Source organism: Devosia sp. YR412 (assembly GCF_900110945.1).
Classification (GTDB): domain Bacteria; phylum Pseudomonadota; class Alphaproteobacteria; order Rhizobiales; family Devosiaceae; genus Devosia.
In genome coordinates, this window is sequence record NZ_FOFL01000001.1 from 699,289 (window position 1) to 719,131 (window position 19,843).

Consider the following 19,843-nt stretch of genomic DNA (forward strand, 5'->3'; position numbering starts at 1 on the left):
CAACCCCGTCTCAGCTCGCCACCGCGGCATCTTCCTGCGTCCCGGCCAAGCGGTGGAACACCTCGAATGAGTGCCGCACCAGCGCCGGATCGAGGTCCTGCATGATGAACACCAGTCGCGAGCGCCGGTCGGCATCGGGCCAGCCTGACATATGCACCGGCGGATGCACCAGCCGCTGCACGCCATGCACGGCGACCGGACGATCGTCGCCCGCAATATTGAGAATGCCCTTGACCCGCAAGACTTTATCGCCATGCCGGTGCAGCAGCATGGTCAGCCAGATGCCGAACACCGTCCAGTCCAGCTGCTGGTCGGTGACGATGGAAAACGACTGGACCGTGCCACTCTCGCCCGCGTGATGACTGTGCCCAGCCAGTGGCAGCACGGGCAGATCGCGCAAGCGACCGGCATGGGCATCGAGCACCATGTCGGCGTCGATCCCGGCAGCATCGCGCACCGAGGCCGTCGGGTTGATCGCGGTGAGCATGGCCGTGAGATCGGCGACCGTCTCCGGCGCAACGAGATCCCCCTTGGTCAGGATCACCACATCGGCTGCCGCCACTTGCTGCAGGGCCTCTTGCCGCGTCGCCAGCAGGCCATGGCCGTTGACCGCATCGACCGTGGCGATCACCGTGCCGGCCGAAAAGTGGCTGCGCAGCACCGGATGGGCGCGGATGGTCGAGAGCACCGGATAGGGATCGGCCAGCCCGGTGGTTTCGATCACCACCCGGTCGAACCACGGCACTTCGCCTCGCGCCCGCAGCGAGTGCAGGTTGAGCAGCGCATCGGCAATCTCGCCGCGCACCGTGCAGCACAGGCACCCCGATTTCATCAGCACCACATTGGCGTCGATGCGGTCGAGCAGTTGGTGGTCGAGGCCCACCTCGCCGAACTCGTTGATCAGCACGGCTGCGCCCGAGAGGTCAGGATAGTCGAGCAGCCGCTGCAACAGCGTGGTCTTGCCCGAGCCGAGAAAGCCCGTCAGCAGGTTGATGGTGGTTAGTGCCGTCATGCCCCGGCCTTCAGCCGCGCCAAAAGCACGGGGTCGAGCGGATCAAATGTCGCGCCGGACAGCGCTTCGGCTTCGGGCCAGAGATGCGACAGGCTGTCGAAGACTTTGGATTTACCCGTCGCAGTCTTCAGCAGATAGGCGCGGCCATGCCAGTCGGCCAATTGCATGCGGCGCGTCGCGAGCACGGCATTGACCACCGCCTGCCGATGCGCCGCCTCGCGCCGCCGCGACAGGCGGTCCCCATTGCGCGAATAGACGCCGTCGCGCGCCACTGCGCTCGACCAATGGTCGTCACATCCCAGAATACCGCACAGCGAGCACATGGCCGGACTATTTGCGCGGCGAGCGCCGGGCGAAATCGTCGGCCATTTCATTCATGGTGACGAAGCGCACGCCCTCATGGCCCTTGATGTACTCGAACAGCCGTTCGAGCATCAGCAGCACCTGCGGGCGGCCGGCCACGTCGGGATGGATGGTCATCGGGAACACCGCATAATCCATCTCGCGATAGACCCAGTCGAACTGGTCGCGCCACATCTGCTCGATATCGCGCGGGTTGACGAAGCCATGGCTGTTGGGCGCCGTCTTGATGAACATCATCGGCGGCAGGTCGTCGAGATACCAGTTGGCCGGGATTTCGATCAGGTCGGTCTCGGTGCCGCGCACCAAAGGCTTCATCCAGTCTTCCGGGCGGCCGGAATAGTCGATCTTGGTCCAGCTATCGCCGACGCGCACATAATAGGGCGTGAAGTCATTGTGCATCAGCGAATGGTCGTACTTGATGCCGCGTTCGAGCAGCAGCTCATTGGTAACGCTGGAGAATTCCCACCACGGCGCGACATAGCCAGTGGGCCGCTTGCCACAGAGTTCGGTGATCAGCGCGATCGACTTGTCGAGCACCGCCTCCTCCTGCTCGCGCGTCATGGCGATCGGGTTTTCATGGCTATAGCCATGCATGCCGATCTCATGGCCGGCATCGGCAACCGCCTTCATCTGCTCGGGAAAGGTTTCCACCGAGTGGCCGGGAATGAACCAGGTGGTCTTGATCCCCATGCGCTCGAACAGCTTCAACAGGCGGGGCGAACCCACTTCGCCGGAAAACAGGCCGCGCGAGATATCGTCAGGGCTGTCCTCGCCGCCATAGGAGCCGAGCCAACCTGCCACCGCGTCCACGTCGACGCCAAACCCAACCAGAATGTCCTTAGCCAAGATACGGTCTCCTTCGACTGCGGACCATACGGCCCCGGGTCGCGTTTCGGCGCAAGCGTGCCGCTGGTGGAACTGTCCGCCCGGATGACGCCCAGCGTCAACAGCGTCAGGGCCATGGCCGCAATGCCAGATAATGGTCTTGTGCTTTTGTCCTGCAGGCATTCGTGGCAATACCGTTGGCGTTCTTATTCCCCGCCGACGCCCCATCGAGGTCCGGAGTTCCCTATGCGTGCCCTTGCCGATCAAACCCTGTTGCAGTCGCAAAGCTATATCAACGGCCAGTTTACCGGCGAGCCGAGCCTGCCGGTCACCAATCCCGCCACCGGCGAGATGGTCGGCCTTGTGCCCAATCTGGGCGCCGCGGAAGCCACGGCGGCCGTCGAGGCCGCCGCTGCCGCCTTCCACCCCTGGGCTGCAAAACCCGCCAAGGAGCGCAGCGTGCTGCTGCGCAAATGGTTCGAGCTGATCATCGCCAACCGCAATGACCTCGCCACTATCCTGACCAGCGAACAGGGCAAGCCCTTCGCCGAGGCGCTGGGCGAAATCGACTATGCCGCTTCTTACGTCGAATTTTACGCCGAAGAGGCCAAGCGGGTGGCCGGCGAACTGCTGCCCTCCCACCGCGCCGATGCCCGCATCATGGTGCTGCGCCAGCCGATCGGCGTGGTGGCCGCCATTACGCCGTGGAACTTCCCCGCCGCGATGATTACCCGCAAGGTCGGGCCGGCGCTGGCCGCGGGTTGTACCGTGGTGCTGAAGCCGGCGCCCGAAACGCCGCTGACCGCGCTGGCCCTAGCCGAACTGGCGCAGCGTGCCGGTTTCCCGGCTGGTACGCTCAATGTCGTCACCGGCGACGCGATTGCCATCGGCGGCGTGCTGACCAGCCATCCCAAGGTGCGGCTGGTCGGCTTCACCGGCTCGACCGAAGTCGGCAAGATCCTGATGCGCCAGGCGGCCGGCACGGTCAAGAAAGTGGCGCTGGAGCTGGGCGGCAATGCCCCCTTCATCGTGTTTGACGACGCCGATATCGACGCCGCTGTCGAGGGTGCCATGCTCTCGAAATTCCGCAACATGGGCCAGACCTGCGTCTGCACCAACCGCATCTATGTGCAGGACAAAATTCACGACGCCTTCGTTGCCAAACTGGTCGAACGCGTCCGTGCGCTCAAGGTCGGCGACGGCTTTGCCGAGGGTGTTGTGCAGGGCCCGCTGATCACCGAAGAGGCCATCACCAAGGTCGAGGCGCACATCGCCGACGCAGTATCCAAAGGCGCCTCAGTGGCGCTGGGCGGCAAGCGGCATAGCCTGGGTGGCACATTCTTCGAACCAACCGTGCTGACCGGCGTCACTGCTTCGGCCCAGCTGGCGCAGGAAGAAACCTTTGGCCCGCTGGCGCCGGTGTTCCGCTTCACGACCGAAGACGAGGTCGTGGCCGCCGCCAATGCAACCGAGACTGGCCTCGCCGCCTATTTCTATTCGCAGAACGCGGCGCGGCTGTTTCGAGTCATGGAGCGGCTCGAATATGGCATGGTGGGCATCAATACCGGCCTGATCTCCACCGAGCTCGCGCCGTTTGGCGGCGTCAAGGAAAGCGGCAATTCCCGCGAAGGCTCGAGCCACGGCATCCTCGAATTCACCGAGCTCAAATATGCCTGCATCGGCGGCCTCTAACCCCTCACTCGTGACCGCACCCGGATCGCCAGCCCCGGCCGGCGCGGCAGCTTCACCGCGAAGGCTGCCGATGGCGCCTTGGCAATGCTGACCGCGCCATGCCGCACCGGATGGTTTTCCGGCGCCGGCACGATTTCGGCCGGCGTCACCGTCATGGCCCAGCTGTCGATCAGGTCAACTTCATAGTCGCCATCCACCTTGGGCAGGCCATAGGGCCAGATTTCCGGCTGGTGCTCGCCCAGATAGATGATGGTGGTGTCGCCATCCGTCGCTGCGGAAATCCGCGACGAGAAGCGCACGCTGGCATCGACCGGCTCGAAGCCGTTTGTGACGCTCTCTTCGAGGATATCGCGCAAAAAGCCGATCCGCTGCCAGGCTTCGCCATGCAACTCGCCGCCCTTGGCCCACCAGATCAGGTCCTCCGGATGGCGGTAGGTCTCGCCATGCCCGGCATAGGCGCCGCGCAAGGCCATGGTCCAGAAGCGATGCACCAGTTCCTCGGCGGTGATATTGCCCCAGGCCTCGGTCAGATTGCCCTCATATTCGGGCTCGTCATTGACCACTGGCTTGCCATAGGCAGCGCGCCATTCCGGCGTTCGCTTGACGTCCCAATGCTGCATGCAGACATGGCTGACCCAGGGCTGGCGGTGATCGTAATTGGCCGTGGGCGCGCCATTGTGGATCGAGGTAAGATGCCGATACGGATCGTTTTCCGCGATGATCTGGAAGAAGCGGTCCCATTGCGCCATCGGCTTGGTGTCGAGCATGAAGTCATATTCATTCGCCAGCGCCCACCACACATTGGCATGGGCGCCAAGCCGCGCCACGAGATATTGCACATAGCGATAGTCCTGTTCCGCCGACATGCCGGAATAATTCCAGCGGTCATAGGGGTGGAACAGGATGACATCGGCCTCGATGCCCAGCGCGCCCAGCGCCATCACCTGGGTTTCGAACTGCCGGAATGCCGCCGGGTTGGGCCGGTCGAAATCGAGCTCGCCGTCCGCGCCACGCTGATAGACGTCATGCAGCGGCTCGTTGACATTGTAGGGATAGTCCTTGGGAAACACCCCCATCCGGACCTTGTTGAAGCGCGTCTTGGCCAGCGTCTCCAGCGTCTGCGCCTGCATCGCCAGCGGCTGATGCGTCCAGGCATAGCAGGTGGTGCCGAACGGCAGATAAGGCGTGCCATCGGCATGGGCGAAGTGGAACGTATTGGCCACCCGCACCGGACCATGCCGGCCGGGTAGCGGCGCGGTGACCGAAACCTCACCGCCCTGCCCGTCCGGCTCTGACGCATTGGATCTGGTGACGAAGCGCCAAATGCCCGGCTGGTCCGGCATGAAGCGGATCTTGTAGACGCCCTCGCCGTCATAAAAGCCCGGCACCCGAACCTGCCGCTCGCCCTGCTGGAACGTGGCCTCAAGCGTTACCTCCATGAAGGGGTTGCCCTCGCTTGGTCCGGTGAAACTGGCTTCGAACAGGCCCCATTGGGCGACGGAGGTGGTCATATCTTTTCCTGTCAGGGCGCGGACCTTGTGCTCCCTCTCCCCTGAGGGGAGAGGGCGGGGTGAGGGGTTCAGCGGCTGGCGAATGCAACGTAGCCCAACAAAACACTGAACCCCTCACCCGCCCCTACGGGGCGACCTCTCCCCTCAGGGTAGAGGTAAGCATCGGCTACCACTAAAAACAAAATGGCCGGGCCTCTCGGCCCGGCCTTCAATCTCATCGTCTAAACTTACTCAGCCATCGCAAAAGTTTCGAGCTTGGCGGCATTGGTGCCGTCGATCAGCACGCAATCCATCGAAATCTTCTCGTCGACGCCGGTCGAGCCGTCCTTGAGGAAGGTGTCGGCCAGTTCCACAGCATACTGTGCCTGGCGGTAAGCCGGCTGCAGCACGGTTGCGGTGATCTTGCCGGCGGTGATGGCATCGCGCACGTCGTTGGAGCCGTCGAAGCCGACGACGATCACGTCATTGCGGCCAGCGGCTTCCAGCGCCGCCACGGCGCCCATGGCCATGGTGTCATTGCCAGCGATGACGCCCTTGATGTCGGGATTGGCCTGGAGGATCGATTCCATCTTGGTGAAGGCTTCGGTCTGGCTCCAGTTGGCCGACTGCTGGGCCACCATCTTGAGGTCCGGATACTGGTCGATCACGTCGTGATAGCCCGAGGAGCGGATGCCGGCATTGGTGTCGGATTCCTTGCCGACCAGTTCGACGTAATTGCCGGCCTCGCCCATGGCTTCGACGAAGGCTTCGGCACCGAGGGTCGCGCCCTGGTAGTTGTTGGAGACGATCTGCGCGGCGGCAACGCCCGTGGCGTTGATTTCACGGTCGATCAGGAAGCTCGGGATGCCTGCATCCTTGGCCTTCTGCACGGCAGCGACCGAAGCATCGGCGCCGGCATTGTCGAGGATGATGGCCTTGGCGCCGGCGGCAATGGCCGAGTCGATCAGCTCGTTCTGCTTGTTGGCGTCGTCGTCATGCGAATAGACCTGGGTGGTATAGCCCAGCTCTTCGGCCTTGGCCTTGGCGCCTTCAGCCTCGGCGGCAAAGAAGGGATTGTCATGGCTCGGGGTGATGATGACCACGAGGCCTTCGGCCGATGCCGGCATGGCCATGGCAACGCCAGCCATCGCACCCATAGCCAGGGCAGCGAGAGTTTTTACGATATTCATTGTCGTCCTCCAGATGACCCTCTCGGGGTCGTTTCGCAATTGCAGCCTTTTCGGCTGTTTCGTATTTTTTGCGTTTTCTGATGATTACAAATGAAGCGCAGAAGAGTCAATTCTACTGTAACGGTTTGTTGCTGGATGGTGGGGAGTTGGTTCACACTTGGCGAAACCGCCAGGGGGCAGCATGCGGGCTGCAAACCGCAAGCAAACAGGACGAAAGCTTGCTGCAAACCGGCGATGCCTGCGGATTTGCTTCAGCCCTGACTGTCCTGGCTAGCCATTACCCCACCCACCCCTTCGGGGCCACCCTCCCCATTCAGGAGAGGGATAGGATGGCTCAGCGAACTCGATGTCCCCTATCCCTCCCCCTTGTGGGGAGGGTGGCCCCGAAGGGGTCGGGTGGGGGTGGGTTTAGGCAGGGTGTAGCCGGAAGGTGACGATCGAGGGCAAGCGCCCGCCCTACTTCGCCACAATCACCTCAATACCCCGCCGCTCGAACTCCGCACGGTCGACGTCGGTAATCCCGTCATCGGTAATCAGCCCGGCAATCACGTCGATCGGGCCCAGCGAGGAAAACGAGGTGCGGCCGATTTTTGTACTGTCGGCAACCAGATAAACCTTCGACGCCGCCTTGATCATGGCGCGCTTCACATAGAGATCCGCCATGGCCGGAAAGGTCAGCCCGGCTTCGAAACTCACCGCCGCCGTCGCGAGGAACAGCTTTTCGGCAAAGATGCCCTCAAAGAAATCGCCGGACTTTTCACCGGTCAGCGACAGCGTCGGCGCCTTGAACAGCCCACCCGACATATGCACCGTCATCGAGGGCAAAGCCCCCAGCGCCAAGGCAATATTGATCGAATTGGTGATGACATTGAGGCTGTCATGTCCCAGCAGATTGTTGGCAATCTCGGTCGTGGTCGAGCCGGAATCGAGGATAATGGTTTCGCCATTGCCGACAAGCGCCGCCGCGGCGCGGCCGATCTTTTTCTTGGCATCCATATTGGTCAGGTGGTGCAGCGACATCGACTGCACCTGCTGCGGCATGGACTTCAAATAGGCTCCGCCATGCTCGCGCACCACATAGCCGTCATTGTCCAGCCGCTCGAGATCCTGGCGGATCGTCGCTTCCGAGACCGCAAATGCCACCGAAAGGTCGCGTACGCGGGCGCTGCCTTCTTCCTGCAGCCATTCGAGAATTTTCATCCGTCGCGGCTCGGCCAGCAGATTCAGTCGCGATGCGTCCGCATTGGGCTTGCGGCCCCGTTTGGCGGGCGTATCGCTGCTTTTGCTGTCGGCCAAGTCGTCGCTCCTTGCGTGCCGTTTGCGGCTTATGACTGGCGTGTATTGGCCGCCAGCTTCCTTTGCAACTGATCGAGCACGACGGCGGCGATAATCACAAGTCCTTTGATGACCATTTGCCAGAATTCGGACACGCCCATCATCACGAGGCCATCGCTGAGCACACCGATAACGAAGGCGCCGATGATGGTGCCGCCGATCAACCCCCTGCCCCCGCTCAAGGACGTGCCGCCGAGCACTGCCGCGGCAATGGCATTGAGCTCGAAGGTTTCGCCGCTGGCCGGATGCGAGGCCACCAACTGCGAGGAGACGATCAGCCCCACCACGGCGGCGCAGAAGCCCGAAATCATGTAGACGGCGATCTTGATGCGATCGACTCGCACGCCGCTCAGCGCCGCGGCGCGCTCATTGCCGCCCACGGCATAGACACGGCGGCCGAACGGGGTGCGCTGGGCCACATAGGCGGCGATCAGGGCCAGGACGATCAGGATGATGATCGACACCGGAATGCCCAGCACATTGCCCGAACCGATGATCGGATAGCCCTGGTTGCCCAGTTCCGGCTTGCCGACAAGGTTGGAGAAAGTCGAGCCGCCCGACAGCAGCAGGGCCGCGCCGCGTGCCACGTAAAGCGTGCCCAGCGTGGCGATAAACGGCGCCACTCCGAGCTTGGTTATGAGAAACCCGTTCACGGCTCCGATCGCCGTGCCCACCGCCAGGGCGATCAGGATCACCTCGATGACACTGGGGTAGATCACCACGCCGAGCATGGGCAATTGCAGCCCATGCACCAGAAGGCCACCCGCCACCATGCCGGTGAGGCCGACAATGGAGCCGACCGACAAGTCGATGCCGCCGGTCAGGATGACATAGGTCATGCCGATGGCGAGGATGGCATTGATCGCCACATGCTTGGAAATGATCACCGCATTGGCGACGGAAACGAAGTTCGGCGCCATCAGCGCGAAGAACAGCGTCACCACGATCAGCGCGATAAAAGTGCGCAGCTTGAGGACAAGCAGCAGGCCGGAGGCATTGCCCGACGAGCCGGTATTGGCGGCAGTAGCAGTGGACATCATGGCTCCTTAGGCGAAAGCAGGTTTGTCGATTTTATGTGTGGAAGCGCGGACCAGCGCCTCGTCTGTTGCGTCTTCGGCGCGCAGGTCGGCGGTGATTTTTCCATAGGCCATGACCAGGATGCGATCGGCCACGGCATGGGTCTCTTTGAGATCCGAGGTCGTGTAGACAATTGCGAGGCCACTATCGGCGAGGTCGCGCATGGTCGAGAAAACCTCGGCCTTGGCGCCGATATCGATGCCGCGGCTGGGCTCGTCGAGCAGCAGTACGCGCGGCTGGGTGAGCAGGCTCTTGCCGATCACCACCTTCTGCTGATTGCCGCCCGACAGCGAGGTGATCGGCGCATCGGCACTGGCGGTCTTGATATGCAGCTGGCCGATGACCTCATCGAGCAGCGGCTTTTCATCAGCCTTGGAGATCGAGAAGAATTTGGTGAAGCGGCGCAGGCTGGCCAGCCCCAGATTGCCGCCAACGCTGAGATTTTGCACCAGGCCATCGCGCTGACGATCTTCCGGCACCAGCAGCAGGCCGGCCTTCATGCGGCGATTGACCGAATGCCCGGCCAGCTCCTTGCCCTCGAGCTTTACTGAACCCTTGGCGCCGCTGCGCAAGCCATAAAGGCTCTCGAACAATTCGGTGCGCCCGGCCCCGAGCAGGCCATAGATGGCGGTGATCTCGCCGGTGCGGAACGCCACCGAGACATCATCCACGGCCAGTCCAGCGCCACGGCGCGGCAGGCTGAGATGCTCTACCTCAAGAATGGCCGCCCCCGCCGGCGCTGCGGGCGGACGCTTGGCCACCATCTCGCCGGCACCGAGCATCTTCTCGATGATCCAGGGGATGGTCACCTCGGCGCGCGGCGCCGTGGCAGCCAGCCGCCCGTCGCGCAGCACAGTGAAATGATCGCCGATACGGATCAGCTCTTCGAGCCGATGCGAAATATAGATGATGGCCACGCCATTGCGCTTGAGCTCGCCGATCACCTTGAACAGCACTTCGACTTCCGAGGCCGACAGCGCCGAGGTCGGCTCGTCCATGATCAGGATGCGTGCATCCTCGGCCAGCGCCTTGGCGATCTCGACGATCTGCTGTTCGCCAATCATCAGATCGCCGACCAGCGCATCGGGGTCGATGGCATGCTCGAGCCGGCCGATCAGCTGTGTCGCGCGCGCCTTTTGTGCTGCGCGATCAATGTGAAAGCCGGCCTTGGTGATGTCGCGGCCGAGAAAGATATTCTCGGTGACGCTCATGTTCGGGCAGAGATTGAGCTCCTGGAAGACGATGCCGATGCCCTGGCTCGCCGCATCGCGGATCGAGGAAAAGCTGACCGTTTCGCCATGCATGGTGATGGTGCCCAGCGTCTGCCGCTCCACACCCGCCAGGATTTTCATCAAGGTCGACTTGCCGGCGCCATTCTCACCGATGAGAACATTGACCGCCCCGGCATGCACGTCGAAATCCACATCCTGCAATGCGATCGTACCCGGGAAAGCCTTGGTGATAGCCCGCGCGCTGAGAACGACGTCGCTCATGGCGCAGCCTTTTCCAGCGTCACCGGCGTCACCAGCAGTTTGTCGCTGGCCCCGGCGAGGCTCATCGCGCCAGTAAAGTTGACCGTATCGCCCACGGCAATGGCTTCAGCATTGCCGCTGAAGCCTTCCAGCGCCAGCGCCGTCAGCGCCTTGCCGACATCGGCATATTCGATCTGATTGGTGAAATCCTGGAAGGTCACAAAGGGCAGACCGTCGCGCACCGCATTGCCACGGATCACCGGCCCAATCTGCAGCACCACCGGATCGGCAAGACCGTCCACCGCCACCTCAAGCGTCCCGGCCCGCGACTCGACATTCTTGGCGCTGACCACACCGGTCCCGCTGACGACAAAGCTCCAGGGCGACCCCTCGCCGGCCCGATACCCAAACTCCGCGCCCGCCGCCGCCAGATCCGCCCCAATCGCCGGCAGAACCTCCGCCACCGGCTTCGCCGCCTCAACAAAATGCGGCAAAGCACGCCCGGTCCACAGCTCCGCCGCATAGGCCTGGGCATTGAAACCAGCCGCCGCCGTCTCCGCCTCATCCGCAATCGGCAAAATTTTGCAACCACTCAGCGGCAGCACGGCGGCAAAAGCCAGTGCCAGGCAGGCCAGGCGCCGGTTAAACATCGTCAGAACTCCTCGTCTCGCATCGCCGACCATTCGGTTCGTTGCGATTATTTGCGATTTTGCATTTGTGCGGCTGGAAAATCGCGCTGTCAATGTGGATTTGCGACCTATCAACACCACAACATGCCGAAAAACCCTGCGAATTCGGGTGTCCCAGCGAATCCGCAGAAATCGAAAATATTCTCGTTGCGATGACGGCGAGCCGAGGTTAGTTTGCCGGTAACACGCCAGATCGGGCCACGCGCCCGGCGCGACAGGAAAAGCCAAGTGTCCCTAACTGCACAAAGCCACCGCAACGATCTCGTTGCCACGATTGCCGAAAAGGCGCTGTGGATTCGCCGCCGCAGCTTCCAGATGGTCTATGAAGCCCAGCAAGGCCACCCCGGCGGCGACTTCAGCGCCACCGATGTGCTGGCCGCGCTGTATTTCGGCGTCATGCGCTATGACCCCAAGCGGCCCAATGACCCGGCACGCGATCGCTTCGTGATGAGCAAGGGCCATTGCACCGGCGCCTTCTATTCGGTGCTGGCCGCAGCCGGCTATTTCCCCGAGGCCGAACTCAGCGACTATATGAAGCCGCTAAGCAAGCTCAACGGCCATCCCAACCGCAACTATCTGCCGGGTGTAGAGACCAATACCGGCCCGCTGGGCCACGGCCTGCCGGTGGCGCTGGGCATTGCCATTGCTGGTCAGATCGACAATTCCGACTTCCGCACTTTCGTGCTGACCGGCGACGGTGAGCTTCAGGAAGGCAGCAATTGGGAAGCGGCGCTGACCGCCGGCCATCGCAAGCTGGAAAACCTGACGCTGATCATCGACCGCAACCGGCTGCAGCAGGGCGCGCGCACCGAGGAAACCGCCTCGCTCGACCCGCTCGACGACAAGTGGCGCGCCTTTGGCTGGCATGTCGAAATGATCGACGGCCATGACCACCAGCAATTGCTCGATGTGCTTTCGGCATCGCCCAAGGGTCGCGGCAAGCCGCTCTGCGTTATTGCCAATACATTCAAGGGCAAGGGCGTCAGCTTCATGCATGATAACGTCGCCTGGCACCACGGCGTGCCCACCAAGGAACAATACGAACAAGCCATGGCGGAACTGGTCTGATGAGCGCTGCAGCCCCCAATAAAGCCGGCATGTTCGACTGCCGCGACAGCTTTGCCGCCACGATCGAAGATCTGGCCGCCAATGATCCCCGCATCGTCACCGTGGTGAGCGACAGCGTCGGCTCCTCCAAGCTCGGCGGCTTCAAGAAGAAGTGGCCCGAGCGCATGGTCAATGTCGGCATTGCCGAACAGACCGTGGTTGCCGTTGGCGCCGGTCTCGCCAATGGCGGCAAGATTCCCTTTGTCTCCGCTGCCTCGTGCTTCCTCACGGCCCGCTCGCTGGAGCAGATCAAGGCCGACATTGCCTATTCCAATGTCAATGTGAAGCTGATCGGCCAGTCGTCCGGCGTCGCCTATGGCGAACTCGGGCCGACCCATCATTCCATCGAAGACATGGCCTGGCTGCGCCTCCTCACCAATCTCACCATCATCGTACCGGCCGATCCCTGGCAGACCGAGCAGGCGATCCGCGCTGCCGCTGCCATGACCGGGCCGGTCTATGTCCGCGTCAGCCGCATGCCGGTGCCGGCGCTCGAGCGCGGCAATGGCACGTTCGAGATCGGCAAGGCCGAGACGCTGGTCGAAGGCGATCAGGCGACCATCATCGCCAATGGCACCATGGTGCATCGCGCTGTGGCAGCCGCAAAAACCCTCGCCGTCGAAGGCATTGCGGTGCGCGTCGTCAACATGGCGACGATCAGCCCGTTCGATGAAGCGGCGATCCTGGCCGCCAGCGAAACCGGTGCCATTGTCACCGTCGAGGAAGGCAATATCCGCGGCGGCCTTGGCGGCGCGGTGGCCGAAGTGGTCACCGCCAATATCCCCGTGCCGATGCGCATCATGGGCTTTCCCGGCTTTGTGCCGACCGGTTCGGCCGATTTCCTGATGGAGCATTTCGGCCTGACCGAAGCCGGCATCGCCGACGCCGTGCGTCAGACCATCGCGCGCAAGAAATGAGTTCTGCCGGCCTCGTCCTCGCCATCGACCAGGGCACCACCAATACCAAGGCCTTGCTAGTCTCGGCCGATGGTCGGGTCCAGCATCAGGCCTCGGCGCCCAATGTCGTGACCTATCCGCAGCCCAGCTGGGCCGAGCAATCGGCCACGGCACTGGTCGAAGGCGTGCGCCAGGTGATTGCCGAAGTGGTGGCTAAGGCCAATGGCGCGGACATTCTCGCCGTCGCCATTTCCAACCAGCGCGAATCCATCGTGGTGTGGGATGCCGCAACGGGCGAGCCGATCGGCCCCTGCGTTATCTGGCAGTGCCGCCGCTCGGCGCCGAAATGCGAAAGCCTGCGGGATGCCGGCCATGCCGCGCTCATCGAAGGCAAGACTGGTCTGGCCCTCGACCCGCTGTTCCCGGCCGGCAAGATCGCCTGGCTGCTCGACAATACACCCGATGCCCGTGACCGCGCAGAACGGGGCGAACTCCGGGTCGGTACGGTCGATAGCTGGCTGCTGTGGAACCTGACCGGCGGCACGGTGCATGCCACCGATCATTCCAATGCCTCGCGCACCCAGCTGTTCAACACCGAGACGCTCGCCTGGGATGAAGAACTGGCGGCGCTGTTCGATGTACCGCTGTCCATGCTGGCCGACGTCCGCTCGTCGGACAGCGCGTTTGGCCATGTGGCCGACGGCGCGCTCGCTGGCATTCCGATCCACGCAATGATCGGCGACTCCCATGCCGCCCTGTTCGGCCATGGCGTGCGCACGCCGGGCACGGTCAAGGCTACCTATGGCACCGGCACTTCGCTGATGGCGTTGACGCCGGAGCGCGTGCTGTCCAGCCATGGCCTCTCCAGCACCATTGCCTGGAGCCAGGACGGCAAGGTCGCCCATGCGCTCGAAGGCAATATTTCCGTCTCCGGCCAAGCTGCCGCCTTCATGGCGCAGATGCTGGGCCTGACTGACGCCGCCGCCCTCTCCGCCCTCGCCGAAAGCGTGGGCGATAGCAATGGTGCGGCCTTCGTCCCGGCGCTTGTCGGCCTCGGCGCCCCGCATTGGCGCTCCGATGCCCGCGGCACCATTACCGGCCTGTCGCTGGGCACCACGCCCGCCCATCTGGCCCGGGCAGCACTTGAAGCCATCGCTTTTCAGGTTGCCGACGTGTTTTCCGCCATGGAGCAGGACATGGGTGCGCCCATGGCCGAATTGCGTGCCGATGGCGGCGCTTCGCGCAACGACTTCCTGATGCAGTTCCAGGCCGATATCCTGGACCGCAGCGTTGCCACCGCCGCTGCGCCCGAAGTCAGCGCGCTTGGCGCTGCGGCTTTGGCCTTTGCCGGCCTCGGCATAGCGATGACACCGATCCCGGCGGCCGGCCAGCATGATCCGGCCATGAGCGACAGTGACCGCGCCGCGCATCTTGCGCGCTGGCATGGCGCCATTGCCCAGACCCTGACGACACACAATAACGGAGGAAAATCATGAGCAACCAGCGTTACGGCGCCGGCATCTGGCACTTTGCCACCTATGTCGACCGCTATGCCACCGACGGCTATGGCCCGCCGCGCAGCGTTATCGAAGCCATCGACATTGCCGGCCAGGTCAAGGACCTCTCGGTCGTCGACATCAACTACCCCTATTTCGGCGGTGAGTTCTCCAAGGAACAGATCAAGGTCGCGCTCGACCGCAACAATCTGTCGGTCATCGGCATCACGCCCGAAATCTATACCCGCGAATTCGCCAAGGGCGCCTTCACCAATCCCGACGCCGGCGTGCGCCGCCGCGCCCATGAGCTGATCACCGAAGCGGCCGATCAGGTGCGCTATTTCGGCGCCGACTATGTCAAGCTCTGGCCCGGCCAGGACGGCTGGGACTATCCCTTCCAGGTCGATCACGGCACGCTGTGGAAGCATTCGCTTGATGGCGTCGGCCAGCTGGCCAGCGAAAACCCCGACGTCAAGTTCGTCATCGAGTACAAGCCGCGCGAGCCGCGCGTGCACATGAGCTTTGACTCCCTCTCGCGCACCCTGCTCGGCATCGAAAAGATCGGCTTGCCCAATGTCGGCATCCTGCTCGATTTCGGCCACGCCCTGTTCGGCGGCGAGTCTGCAGCCGACTCTGCACAGATGGCCATCGACTACGGCCGGCTGTTCGGCATGGACGTCAACGACAACTACCGATCCTGGGACGATGATCTGGTCGCCGGCAGCCTGCACCCGATCGAGCTGTTCGAATTCTTCTACGTGCTGCGCAAAAACAAGTGGGAAGGCGTCTGGCAGCTCGACCAGTTCCCGTTCCGCGAAGACAGCGTTGCGACTGCCACCCATGCCATCGACTTCCTCAAGGCCGCCGGCCGTGGCCTCGACGTGCTCGATATCGACGCGCTCAAGGAAGCCCAGAGCAAGCATGACGCCATCGGCGCGCTCAAGATCGCCCAGAAGGCCCTGTTCAGCTCGTTCTGATCCACACTGCCGACCAAAGAAAGGGCGCCCCTCGGGCGCCCTTTTTCGTTTCCCGGATGCTGACCGGTTCAGGCGGGGTGACGCGCCCTGCCCTCGCCGTCGAAGATCACGGCGCTGGTGGGATCGAAGGCCAGCTGCAGGGTCTGTCCGGTGGCCAGGTTATGATCGCCATCGAGCACGGCGAGCCAGGAAATGCCCGAGGTCAGGCCGAGGTTGACGATCGTCTCATTGCCCAGCCTTTCCACCAGATTGATGCGACCGACGACGCTGCCGGTGGTGGGGATGGTTAGCGCATGCGGGCGAATGCCGAGCGTCACGGTGTCGCCGAGCGTGAGGCCCGTGACATCGGCGGGAATGGAGACCGGCGACAGGTCCTTGCCCGAGACGGTCACCGCATTGGCGGCAACATTGTCGACGGTCACTGCCATGAAGTTCATCTTCGGCGAGCCGATGAAGCCGGCGACAAACAGGTTTGCCGGGCGCTGGTAGAGCTCGATCGGCGCGCCGACCTGCTGCACCACGCCGCCGTTGAGCACGACGATCTTGTCGGCCAGCGTCATCGCCTCGATCTGGTCATGTGTCACATAGATCATGGTCGCACCAAGATCCTGATGCAGCTTGGAAATCTCCATGCGCGTGTCGACGCGCAGCGCCGCATCGAGGTTGGACAGCGGCTCGTCGAACAGAAAAACCTCCGGCTTGCGCACGATAGCGCGGCCGATGGCGACGCGTTGCCGCTGGCCGCCCGAAAGTTGACCCGGCTTGCGCTCGAGCAGGTGCTCCATCTGCAGGATGCGAGCGGCTTCGCGAATTTTGCTGTCGCGAATATCCTTGGGCGTTCTGGCCAGCTTCAGGCCAAAGCCGATATTGTCGTAGACCGTCATATGCGGATAAAGCGCATAATTCTGGAACACCATGGCGATGCCGCGATCGCGCGGCTCGACGGCATTGCACAGCTTATCGCCAATCCACAGCTCGCCGCCGGTGATGTCTTCAAGGCCTGCGATCATGCGCAGCAGGGTCGACTTGCCGCAGCCCGAGGGGCCGACGAAGACGACAAACTCGCCATGTTCCACCGTCAGGTCGACGCCCTTGATCACCGGCACATCGCCATAGCTTTTGTGCAGCGATTTGAGTTCCAATCCGGCCATGGTTCTATCCTTTGACGGCGCCTGCGGTCATTCCAGCCACGATCTGCCTGTTGAAGAACAGGAAGACGATGAGCGGCGGAATGGTGATCAGCAGGATGTTGGTGAAGAGCAGGTTGTAGGCGGTGCTGAACTGGCTCTGGAAATTGTAGAGCGTCAGCTGCACCGTCGCATTGCCATTGCCCGGCAGGTAATACAGCGGGTTAGTGAAGTCGTTGAAGATGCCGACCGACTGCACCACGATATTGGTGACGGTCACCGGCCAGAGCAGCGGCAGCACGATGCGGAAGAACACGTCCAGCGGCCGAGCGCCATCGATCACCGCCGCCTCGTCCAGCTCGCGCGGAATGGTGGCGATGAAGGCGCGATAGAGGATGATCGAGAATGGCAGATTATAGGCTACTTCGATCAGGATCATGCCATGCAGCGTGCCGAAGAGCTTCAAGCCCTGCAGCAGCCAGATGGTCGGAACCACGGCGGGCGGGATCATCAACCCGGCAAGGATCAGGAACTCGATCAAGCCGTTGAAGCGCGTCTTGCGGCGGGCCAGCACGAAGCCGACCATGGCGGCAAAGACGATCAGCAGCGTCACGCTGACCACGGTGATCAGGGTGGAATTGATGAAGGCGGTGATCATCATCCAGTTTCGGGTCTTCACCACCTCGAAGATATTGTCGAAGAGGTGAAAGCCATTGGGCCAGGAGAAATCGCGCAGCGCCGACTGCTGCCGATCCTTGAAGGCCATCAGGATGATGAACAGGAACGGGATGACGAAGACCACAAAGGTGGCGGCGATGGCGGCAAAACCACCAATGATGGAGGTGCGCTGCTTCATTCGAAGCCCTGCTTGCGATTGAGGAACATGGTCAGCGGCACGACCAGCACCGCGATGAGGATGAAGAGCACCACATTGCCGGCGGTGGACAGGCCATAAAAGCCGGCCTGATACTGCTTGTAGATCACCGAAGCGACGGTATCGGAGGCAAAGCCCGGTCCGCCCTTGGTCATGGCCCATATCAGATCGAAGGTGCGCAAGCCGCCGATGAAGCTGAGGGTGATGACGGTGGCGGTGGCCGGACGGCTGAGCGGCAGCGTCACATAAAAGAAGTTCTGCAAAGGCGTCGCGCCATCGATGCGGGCGGCTTCGTAGTAATCCTTGGGAATGGCGACGAGGCCGGCGATGTAGATCACCGTAGCGAGGCCTACGCCCTTCCACACATCGACCAGGGCGACCGAGAACAGCGCAAGCTTGGGATCAACCAGCCAGCCTGGCCCCTTGATGCCGATCAGCGACAGCGCCTCGTTGATCATGCCATTGGTGGGATGCATCAACACTGTAAAGGTCATGCCGACGCCGACCGTCGAGACCAGCACCGGAAAGAAGATCACCGAGCGCAGATAGCCGCGGCCCATGATCTGGCTGGTCAGCATCAGTGCCAGCAACATGCCGAGCACCACCTTGAGGCCCGAGCTGATCGCGGCATAGACCACGGTGTTGACCAGGCCCTGGATGAGAAAGGGCTCGCGGAAGAATTGCGCGAAGTTCTCGAAGCCGATGAACACGGCGCTGGAAAGGCTCCAGCGCGTCAAGCTGAAATAGAGCGACGCAAAGGTCGGCGCCAGAAACAGCACGGCGTAGATCACCGCAGCCGGGGCATAGAACCAGCTAGGATAGAGAGACCGGCGCTGGGCTTTGAGCGCGGGAGCAGCAGCAGCCGTCATGGGAAACCTCGCAACACAGGACGGCTCCGGAGGATGACCTCCGGAGCCTCGGCGATATCAGATGCGCTTACCAGCCTTCGAGACCGAGCTGCTGGGCCTGCTTGCGGACGTCTTCGTCATAGAGCGCAGCACCTTCGGCAGCCGGACGGATGCCCGAACCGACTTCAACGGTGATCTGCTCGAGTGCCGGGCCCTTGACCGGCGACAGGAACTCGAGAGCGGGAGCGTTCTGGCCGCCTTCGGCAAAGTAGGGCAGCATGTCGGAAACGGCCGGCGGCACGTCAGCCGGCAGTTCGCAACCGGCAATCATATAGGGACCGGTGGCGCCGACGGCTTCGTTGCGAATATCGCAGCCTTCGGGGCTGGCGATAAAGCCGATGAAGTCCTTGGCCAGATCCGGGCTGCTGGTGGTCTTGGCGGCATAGATCGAGTCCGGCATCCAGGTGGTCAGGCCGTTCTTGGCGGCATCGTCGCCGGGCTGGGCGAAGAAACCGACGTCCTGCAGATGATCCGGAATAGTCTCGGCAATGGCGCCGACGCCGAAGGTCAGCATCGGGTAGTGTGCACCCTCGCCCGTGGCGACCATGCGGAGGCCGTCGGGATAGGTCGCAGCGCCAAAGTCTTCATTCAGATAGCCGGCCTCGAACACGGCCTGCAGCTTTTCAAAGCCGCGGACTGCTGCCGGGGTGGTGGCGAACTTGGCTTCATTGGCGGTGAACTTCTCAGCAAAATCCGGCACTTCGGCAAGGACGTTGAAGAAATCGGCCAGCACGAACAACTGGCTGGTCCAGCTCTCGCCATAGGTCTGGATCACGGCAACCTTGCCGGCCGCCTTGATCTTTTCATTGTTGGCCATGAACTCGTCCCAGGTCTTGGGAACTTCGAGGCCAAGCTCTGCATAGAGCGGGATATTGTAGAAAATGCCGCCGCCCATGGCTGGCGCGAACGGCGCGCCATAGACTTCGCCGCCGGCAGAGACGACGCTCTTGAAGCTGTCCTGGACATTGGCCTGGAAGGGCGCATCGGTCAGGGGCAGCAGGTTCTGTGTCGGGTTGAGCGCCTGGAACAGCGAGCCCGAATTGTAGAAGAACACGTCGGCCATCGCGCCGGTGGCGAGGCGGGTCTTGACGATATTGTCGCCTTCACCGCCGCCGGGGCGCACTTCGATATCGATGGTCACGTCCGGATTGGCTTCGGTGTAAGCGGCGACCCAGGCTTCGGCCACGGCAACCGACTGCGGGCCGTTGTCGATCAGGAACGACAGATAGCCCGACTGCTGGGCCTGGACGGCATGCGATGCCATCATCAGACCCAGTGTGCTGGCGCCCATCAGGGCAAAAAGTTTCGTCTTG

Annotated in this window: 18 protein-coding genes; 5 read left to right on the forward strand and 13 right to left on the reverse strand. The window is 62.6% G+C overall.

All coding sequences use genetic code 11. The features are described 5' to 3' along the window. Window positions 1–10: 10 nt before the first annotated feature. Genes BM045_RS03405 through BM045_RS03415 form a run of 3 tightly spaced genes read right to left on the reverse strand, consistent with a single transcriptional unit; the run spans window position 11 to window position 2,221 of the window. Window positions 11–1,012 carry a CobW family GTP-binding protein gene (locus tag BM045_RS03405; protein WP_092179659.1) on the reverse strand — a complete coding sequence of 334 codons (1,002 nt, stop codon included), beginning with the start codon at window positions 1,010–1,012 and terminating at the stop codon, window positions 11–13. Further along, the gene (locus tag BM045_RS03410) at window positions 1,009–1,284 is read right to left on the reverse strand and encodes a hypothetical protein (protein WP_348271225.1); all 276 of its coding nucleotides are present in this window, start codon (window positions 1,282–1,284) and stop codon (window positions 1,009–1,011) included. Before BM045_RS03410 ends, BM045_RS03405 begins: the two co-directional genes overlap by 4 nt. Before the next feature lie 58 nt (window positions 1,285–1,342). Beyond that, a complete protein-coding gene (locus BM045_RS03415; protein ID WP_092179663.1) occupies window positions 1,343–2,221 on the reverse strand; it encodes a polysaccharide deacetylase family protein in 879 nt (292 codons plus the stop codon). Between the two features lie 225 nt (window positions 2,222–2,446). Here BM045_RS03415 and BM045_RS03420 point away from each other — a divergent pair, with 225 nt between their 5' ends. Then, on the forward strand, window positions 2,447–3,892 hold the full coding sequence (locus tag BM045_RS03420) for an NAD-dependent succinate-semialdehyde dehydrogenase (RefSeq protein ID WP_092179665.1): 1,446 nt from the start codon (window positions 2,447–2,449) through the stop codon (window positions 3,890–3,892). On the opposite strand, the gene BM045_RS03425 is transcribed toward BM045_RS03420, so the two are convergent. The 6 genes from BM045_RS03425 to BM045_RS03455 all read right to left on the reverse strand — a co-directional run bounded on the left by BM045_RS03425 (window position 3,889) and on the right by BM045_RS03455 (window position 11,106). Next, the gene (locus BM045_RS03425; RefSeq protein WP_092179667.1) at window positions 3,889–5,403 is read right to left on the reverse strand and encodes a DUF5060 domain-containing protein; all 1,515 of its coding nucleotides are present in this window, start codon (window positions 5,401–5,403) and stop codon (window positions 3,889–3,891) included. The two genes, BM045_RS03420 and BM045_RS03425, sit on opposite strands and share 4 nt — an antisense overlap. Before the next feature lie 227 nt (window positions 5,404–5,630). Continuing rightward, window positions 5,631–6,572: a D-ribose ABC transporter substrate-binding protein gene (locus BM045_RS03430; protein WP_092179669.1), complete on the reverse strand. Its 942-nt coding sequence runs from the start codon at window positions 6,570–6,572 to the stop codon at window positions 5,631–5,633. 456 nt (window positions 6,573–7,028) lie between these two features. Further along, entirely contained in the window at window positions 7,029–7,868 is an 840-nt protein-coding gene (locus tag BM045_RS03440; RefSeq protein ID WP_244522863.1) for a DeoR/GlpR family DNA-binding transcription regulator, read from the reverse strand. Between the two features lie 29 nt (window positions 7,869–7,897). Next, the gene (locus tag BM045_RS03445) at window positions 7,898–8,944 is read right to left on the reverse strand and encodes an ABC transporter permease (protein ID WP_092180880.1); all 1,047 of its coding nucleotides are present in this window, start codon (window positions 8,942–8,944) and stop codon (window positions 7,898–7,900) included. Window positions 8,945–8,953: 9 nt separating this feature from the next. Then, the gene (locus tag BM045_RS03450) at window positions 8,954–10,477 is read right to left on the reverse strand and encodes a sugar ABC transporter ATP-binding protein (RefSeq protein WP_092179673.1); all 1,524 of its coding nucleotides are present in this window, start codon (window positions 10,475–10,477) and stop codon (window positions 8,954–8,956) included. Further along, window positions 10,474–11,106, reverse strand: a complete 633-nt coding sequence (locus tag BM045_RS03455; protein ID WP_170848347.1) for a DUF2291 family protein — start codon at window positions 11,104–11,106, stop codon at window positions 10,474–10,476. The genes BM045_RS03450 and BM045_RS03455 overlap by 4 nt, the downstream gene beginning before the upstream one ends. 354 nt (window positions 11,107–11,460) lie before the next feature. Here BM045_RS03455 and BM045_RS03460 point away from each other — a divergent pair, with 354 nt between their 5' ends. The 4 genes from BM045_RS03460 to BM045_RS03475 are packed head-to-tail and all read left to right on the forward strand — an operon-like array spanning window position 11,461 to window position 15,621. After that, the gene (locus BM045_RS03460; RefSeq protein WP_092180883.1) at window positions 11,461–12,213 is read left to right on the forward strand and encodes a transketolase; all 753 of its coding nucleotides are present in this window, start codon (window positions 11,461–11,463) and stop codon (window positions 12,211–12,213) included. Next, on the forward strand, window positions 12,213–13,169 hold the full coding sequence (locus BM045_RS03465) for a transketolase family protein (protein WP_092179676.1): 957 nt from the start codon (window positions 12,213–12,215) through the stop codon (window positions 13,167–13,169). Before BM045_RS03460 ends, BM045_RS03465 begins: the two co-directional genes overlap by 1 nt. Beyond that, on the forward strand, window positions 13,166–14,644 hold the full coding sequence (locus tag BM045_RS03470; RefSeq protein WP_092179678.1) for an FGGY family carbohydrate kinase: 1,479 nt from the start codon (window positions 13,166–13,168) through the stop codon (window positions 14,642–14,644). The genes BM045_RS03465 and BM045_RS03470 overlap by 4 nt, the downstream gene beginning before the upstream one ends. Next, on the forward strand, window positions 14,641–15,621 hold the full coding sequence (locus BM045_RS03475; protein WP_092179680.1) for a sugar phosphate isomerase/epimerase family protein: 981 nt from the start codon (window positions 14,641–14,643) through the stop codon (window positions 15,619–15,621). Before BM045_RS03470 ends, BM045_RS03475 begins: the two co-directional genes overlap by 4 nt. 68 nt (window positions 15,622–15,689) lie before the next feature. Here the strand turns inward: BM045_RS03475 and ugpC are convergent, their stop codons facing one another. The 4 genes from ugpC to BM045_RS03495 form a co-directional block, all read right to left on the reverse strand. Then, window positions 15,690–16,772, reverse strand: a complete 1,083-nt coding sequence (ugpC, locus tag BM045_RS03480) for an ABC transporter ATP-binding protein (RefSeq protein ID WP_092179682.1) — start codon at window positions 16,770–16,772, stop codon at window positions 15,690–15,692. A 4-nt stretch (window positions 16,773–16,776) separates the two neighbouring features. Continuing rightward, window positions 16,777–17,604: a carbohydrate ABC transporter permease gene (locus BM045_RS03485; RefSeq protein ID WP_092179684.1), complete on the reverse strand. Its 828-nt coding sequence runs from the start codon at window positions 17,602–17,604 to the stop codon at window positions 16,777–16,779. Further along, a complete protein-coding gene (locus BM045_RS03490) occupies window positions 17,601–18,491 on the reverse strand; it encodes a carbohydrate ABC transporter permease (protein ID WP_092179686.1) in 891 nt (296 codons plus the stop codon). Before BM045_RS03490 ends, BM045_RS03485 begins: the two co-directional genes overlap by 4 nt. Before the next feature lie 67 nt (window positions 18,492–18,558). Continuing rightward, window positions 18,559–19,797: an ABC transporter substrate-binding protein gene (locus tag BM045_RS03495; RefSeq protein ID WP_244522903.1), complete on the reverse strand. Its 1,239-nt coding sequence runs from the start codon at window positions 19,795–19,797 to the stop codon at window positions 18,559–18,561. Window positions 19,798–19,843: the final 46 nt, after the last annotated feature.

Coding starts and splice junctions, on each gene's coding strand:
- BM045_RS03405 (WP_092179659.1), bottom strand. CDS start 1,012: ATGACGGCACTAACCACCATCAACCTGCTGACGGGCTTTCTCGGCTCG.
- BM045_RS03420 (WP_092179665.1), top strand. CDS start 2,447: ATGCGTGCCCTTGCCGATCAAACCCTGTTGCAGTCGCAAAGCTATATC.
- BM045_RS03425 (WP_092179667.1), bottom strand. CDS start 5,403: ATGACCACCTCCGTCGCCCAATGGGGCCTGTTCGAAGCCAGTTTCACC.
- BM045_RS03430 (WP_092179669.1), bottom strand. CDS start 6,572: ATGAATATCGTAAAAACTCTCGCTGCCCTGGCTATGGGTGCGATGGCT.
- BM045_RS03445 (WP_092180880.1), bottom strand. CDS start 8,944: ATGTCCACTGCTACTGCCGCCAATACCGGCTCGTCGGGCAATGCCTCC.
- BM045_RS03450 (WP_092179673.1), bottom strand. CDS start 10,477: ATGAGCGACGTCGTTCTCAGCGCGCGGGCTATCACCAAGGCTTTCCCG.
- BM045_RS03455 (WP_170848347.1), bottom strand. CDS start 11,106: ATGTTTAACCGGCGCCTGGCCTGCCTGGCACTGGCTTTTGCCGCCGTG.
- BM045_RS03460 (WP_092180883.1), top strand. CDS start 11,461: ATGGTCTATGAAGCCCAGCAAGGCCACCCCGGCGGCGACTTCAGCGCC.
- BM045_RS03465 (WP_092179676.1), top strand. CDS start 12,213: ATGAGCGCTGCAGCCCCCAATAAAGCCGGCATGTTCGACTGCCGCGAC.
- BM045_RS03470 (WP_092179678.1), top strand. CDS start 13,166: ATGAGTTCTGCCGGCCTCGTCCTCGCCATCGACCAGGGCACCACCAAT.
- BM045_RS03475 (WP_092179680.1), top strand. CDS start 14,641: ATGAGCAACCAGCGTTACGGCGCCGGCATCTGGCACTTTGCCACCTAT.
- ugpC (WP_092179682.1), bottom strand. CDS start 16,772: ATGGCCGGATTGGAACTCAAATCGCTGCACAAAAGCTATGGCGATGTG.
- BM045_RS03485 (WP_092179684.1), bottom strand. CDS start 17,604: ATGAAGCAGCGCACCTCCATCATTGGTGGTTTTGCCGCCATCGCCGCC.
- BM045_RS03490 (WP_092179686.1), bottom strand. CDS start 18,491: ATGACGGCTGCTGCTGCTCCCGCGCTCAAAGCCCAGCGCCGGTCTCTC.
- BM045_RS03495 (WP_244522903.1), bottom strand. CDS start 19,797: ATGATGGCATCGCATGCCGTCCAGGCCCAGCAGTCGGGCTATCTGTCG.